Origin of the sequence: Saccharopolyspora sp. 7B, assembly GCF_020177435.1 — a bacterium.
GTDB classification, from domain to species: domain Bacteria; phylum Actinomycetota; class Actinomycetes; order Mycobacteriales; family Pseudonocardiaceae; genus Saccharopolyspora_C; species Saccharopolyspora_C gregorii.
The window spans coordinates 1-4,292 of record NZ_JAIUKC010000152.1; the positions used below are offsets into that span (position 1 = coordinate 1).

Below are 4,292 nucleotides of genomic sequence, written 5' to 3' on the forward strand. Positions count from 1 at the left end.
GGTTGGGGGGGGGTGATCGCGGTCGGCGCGTCCGGCCGGACACCCGCCCCGGCGGCGGGGAGGTGCCCCGCCCCGGGATGTACGGCGCCGCCCGGTTGGGCCCCCCCCGGGGCGTAGGGGGGGGGGGGGGGGGGGCGCGCGGGCGGGGGGGGGCGGGCCCGGGGCGGGGGGGGGCCCGGGCGCCGGGGGGGGGGGGGGGGGGGGGGGCCCGGGGGGGGGGCCCGCCGCCCCCCCCCGGGGGGGGGGGGGGCCGCTGTTCGCCCGGCCCCCGGCTCGTCGGCCTTCTTCACCTCGTCGACCGGTTCCAGGATCGGGACGCCGCTGAAGGACTCGGGCTCATCCCCGCGTTCGTTCCGCGGCGAGCGGATCCGCCACCGGACCTCGGGGAGCTGGGCCGGGGCACCGGCGGATGCGGGGAGCGGGGCGTGCGGCGGGTCAGTCCCGCAGCGGGTCGAACTCCGGCGGGAAGTCCTCGTCGTCGTCCGGTCTGCGCGGGCGGCGCTGGCCGGTCGGGCGGGTCGCGGGGGGGGCGGGCGAGCCGGACCCCGGCGGCGTCGGCGTCGTCGGGCCGGGCCGCTGCTGCGGCTCGTCGTCCTCGGGCGCCGCCCACGTGGCGGACCCCGGTGCCTCGGCCTCCGGCTCGTCCGGTTCCTCCGGGACGCGGTCGCGCAGGTTGTCCAGCATCAGCGACCGGGTCTGGCGATCCTCGTCGCCGAGCTGCTCGGACACCACCTCGCCGACGCGGGAGGCGATGTCGCCCTGCGCCTGGCGGATGGTGCCGAGGATCTGCGCGGACAGCTCATCCAACGGCATCGAGCGGATCTTCTCCGAGAACTCGGTGCCGGTGAGGCCGCCGTCGGCGCGCACCGTCACCTTCACCCGGCCGTCCGGGCCCGTGGCGGTCAACCGGATCTGCTCGGTCTCCTCGCGCACCGCCTCGTAGCGGCGGGCCTTCTCCTCGACGCCCGTCACCCAGTCTTCGATGCGCCGTTCCGGGTCGTCCGGGTCGCTGCCGAGTGCGGCGAAGCCCGCTGGTCCGGACATGTTCTTCCCTCCGATGTGCTGCTCGATGACGTGCGCGCCGCGCGCCCGCGGCGGGGTGGGGCTACGGCATCGTCTCCGGGTCGATCCGCGGGGTGGTGCCGAGCACCTGCTGCGAATGCCCCTGGACGGCCGGAGTCTGCACCTGCCCGCCGTGCGGAGCGTTCATCGCCGTCGGGGCTTGGACCTGCTCGGTCGGGCGGGGCACGGTTCCCCGCTGCTGCTCGGTCATGCCGTCCGACGGAGTTCCCTGCTGCCGCTGGGAAAACCCGGTGGGTGACGTTGCCCTGCTGCTGTTCGGAGGCGCCGCCGGGCAGCGTGCCCTGCTGCTGTCCGGTAGGGCCGGCGCCGCCGGACAGCAGCTGGAACTGCTCGGATCCCTCCGGCACGGTGCCGTGCAACTTCTGGAAGGACTGCGAGTCGTCCTCGTCGTTGGTGTCGTACTCCTCGGCGCTGGTGCGGACGTTCTGCGCGGTGGTCTCGATGCCTTCGCGGGCGGCCTGCAGCGCCGCGATCCCTTCCTGCTCGGTCGGGTTGATGATCGGCGGCAGGAACGAGCACAGCAGCCCGTAGGCCTCGTCGGACATGCTGACCTGTTCAGCGGCCGAGATCGCGGTGTCGATCCGGTCGGTGAGCGCGTCGAGGTGGGCGGCGTGCGCCGTCAGATCCTCGGAGACGACTTCGTAGACCATGCGGAGAGCTCCTCTCCGGATGCGTTGCGCGGCAGGGTGATCATCGGGACACGAGCTCCGCAAAGTCCACAGTGGACAGAACTTCGCCGAGCCGCTGCTCGACGCGGCCCGGCTCGGCGGACATGATGCTCAGCCAGCCCCGCTCGCCGATCAGCAGGTAGCGGCCCTGGGCGGTGCCCAGCCAGCTGATGAGCGTCCGCGCCCGGGCCCCGCCGCGGCGGACGCCGAGCTGCCCACCACCGCGGCGGTTCTCCGCCAGCTCCACCAGCGCGGCCGCGTCCTGTTCGGACACTCCCGCCCGCACCAGCGCGGTGTGCTCGTCGAGATCGCCACCGAACGGGTCGTCACCGGGATCGTCCTCGTCCGCGGCCTTCGCCGGCACCTCCTGGCGCACCGTCAAGGACCGCCCCTTGCCCGGATCGGCGGGTGGCAGCACGCCCGCCACCACCGCGGCCAGCGCGCCCGGCCGGAAACCGCGCAGCGACAACCGGTCCCCGTCCAGCACCGCCAGCACCCCGGACCGGCGGTCCGCGGCGGCCAGCGCCCGGACCGTCCCGCCCACGTGGCCGACGACGCGCACCGAGATCTCGTGGACCGCCGGCAATCGCAGCAGCCCCTCCAGCTCGGCGTCCAGCCGGTCGCCGGTGGCGAGACCGCGCTCGGTCAGCGTGCGGAACGCCTCGGCGGTGCGCGCCGCGCGCTCCCCGCCGGTCGCACCGATGCTCGGCGCCCGCAGCGGGTACGGCACCCGGCCCAGGTCGAGCGCCCCGGACACCAGGTCGAACTCGACGGCGGACAGCACGAAGTCCGCTTCGCCCATCACTTTTCCCTCATCAGCACGCGCGTGATCGCGCACCGGCCCGGATAGGCCGGTGCGCCGGACGACGCGGTCAGTCCTTGTCCTTCTTCATCGGCTTGCCACCGCCGATGACCGGCGGCGGCAGGTTCACGCCCTGGGCCTCGACGATCGGCGTGCTCTCCAGGTACTTCGCGCGGCGCTCCTGGTCCTCGCCGCCCTTGCCGCGGTTCGCCTGCCCCGGCGCACCACCGGCCATGCCGCCCGCACCGGCCTGGCCGGTCGCACCCGCCGCGCCGGCCGCACCCGCCGGCTGGCCACCTGCCGTGCCGCCGGTGGGTCCGACGCCGGCCCGGCCGCCCGCACCGGGGCCGGAACCGCCCGAAGCGGCACCTCCCGAGCCCGCGCCACCGGCGCCGACCGCTCCGCCGGAGCCACCGGACGTGCCCGGAACCGACGGGATCGAACCGGACCAGCCACCGCGGGAACCACCCGGACCACCGGAACCGGGGCCACCGCCCGGGTTCTTGGCGAACGGGTTGGGGGGGGGTGATCGCGGTCGGCGCGTCCGGCCGGACACCGGCCGCGGCGGCTGGTAGGTGCCGCGACCGGTGATGTCCGGCGACGACGGGTTCGGCACCGAGCGGGGCTTCGCGGACTGCGGGGTCGTGCCGCTCGGCTTGACGTGCTTGACCGTCGGCGGGTCGAAGTTCGACTTAGCCGCGGGCGTCCGGCCACCCGGCCCCGAACGCGAGGTCGGCGTCCAGCGCGCGGGAGTGGTGCTCCATCTTCCGCATGACCTGCACGGCCTCGTCGTGCTTGGAGTCCACTTCTTCCGCCTGTTCGGACAGGTCGCTGTAGGCCATCACCATGCCTTGGAGCGCGTTCATCCCGGTTCCGCCCGCGGCCCACCGGTCGGCGATCTCGTGGTTGAACTCGACGTCGACCGGCTCCGGCATGCTGGACTTGGCCTCTTCCATGGCCCGGCCCTGCTCCTCGACGTGCTTGCCGAGGTCACCGGCCGTCGAGCCCGCCTCCGAGGTCCACCCGGCGATCTCGTGGATCGCGCCGCGCGCCGCGGTCGCCGCCTCGCCCTGCCAGCCGTGCTCGGTACCGCGGAGCCGTTCCGCCATGCGCTGCGCGGCCTCGCCCATCTCGGCGCCCAGCCGGGACCACTCGCCGGCGAGTTCGCCGACGCGGCCCGGATCGTTGTCCTGGTGCACCGCGTCGTACAGCTCGCGGTGGCTGTAGGAACTCCAGTTCTGGACGTCCACCAAGGCCCGGTCGTCGTCGGACGACCGCGCGCTCTTCGCCCGCATCACGGCCTGCTGCTGTTCTGCCACTTCCACTTCCCCCTCCGGGGGCGGTTCGCGTGCGCATCGCCACCGGCCTGGTCCTGCGGCCGAACCGGCCGCGCCACTCCGCTGCACGCCCCGGACGCGCAGGCGTCCCACCGAAGCCACGGCGGGGCGCTCGTTCTCGATCGTCGAGCCGGAACGCGGCCCGCTACCCGCGGCCGGTCCGATCTCATCATGAAGATGTCCGCGGTCTTCTCCGTGGCCCCGCTGGACCACCGATCCGAAGGAGCTCCGAATGCGCGATTCAACGAGGGTGCGGGCGGCCGCCCCCGCCCGGGACCGCCCAAGGCCTCCATCCCCGCGACCGGAGTGGAGGGGGGGGGGGGGGGGGGGGGGGGGGGGGGGGGGGGGGGGGGGGGGGGCGGCGCGCGCGGCGCGGGCGCGCGGGGGGGGGCGGCGGGGGGG

General features: G+C 75.4%; 5 protein-coding genes. All 5 read right to left on the minus strand.

What is annotated here, in order from left to right; translation table 11 throughout:
- Positions 1-435: 435 nt before the first annotated feature.
- The 5 genes from LCD33_RS22240 to LCD33_RS22260 all read right to left on the minus strand — a co-directional run bounded on the left by LCD33_RS22240 (position 436) and on the right by LCD33_RS22260 (position 3,878).
- The gene (locus LCD33_RS22240; protein ID WP_224978240.1) at positions 436-1,044 is read right to left on the minus strand and encodes a YbaB/EbfC family nucleoid-associated protein; all 609 of its coding nucleotides are present in this window, start codon (positions 1,042-1,044) and stop codon (positions 436-438) included.
- Entirely contained in the window at positions 969-1,733 is a 765-nt protein-coding gene (locus tag LCD33_RS29495) for a type VII secretion target (protein ID WP_308011315.1), read from the minus strand. The genes LCD33_RS22240 and LCD33_RS29495 overlap by 76 nt, the downstream gene beginning before the upstream one ends.
- Positions 1,734-1,773: 40 nt before the next feature.
- On the minus strand, positions 1,774-2,553 hold the full coding sequence (locus tag LCD33_RS22250; protein ID WP_224967195.1) for an ESX secretion-associated protein EspG: 780 nt from the start codon (positions 2,551-2,553) through the stop codon (positions 1,774-1,776).
- Positions 2,554-2,623: 70 nt separating this feature from the next.
- Positions 2,624-3,169, minus strand: coding sequence for a hypothetical protein (locus LCD33_RS22255; protein WP_224978241.1), 546 nt, complete (start codon positions 3,167-3,169; stop codon positions 2,624-2,626).
- Between the two features lie 76 nt (positions 3,170-3,245).
- The gene (locus LCD33_RS22260) at positions 3,246-3,878 is read right to left on the minus strand and encodes a PPE domain-containing protein (protein ID WP_224961963.1); all 633 of its coding nucleotides are present in this window, start codon (positions 3,876-3,878) and stop codon (positions 3,246-3,248) included.
- Positions 3,879-4,292 lie beyond the last annotated feature (414 nt).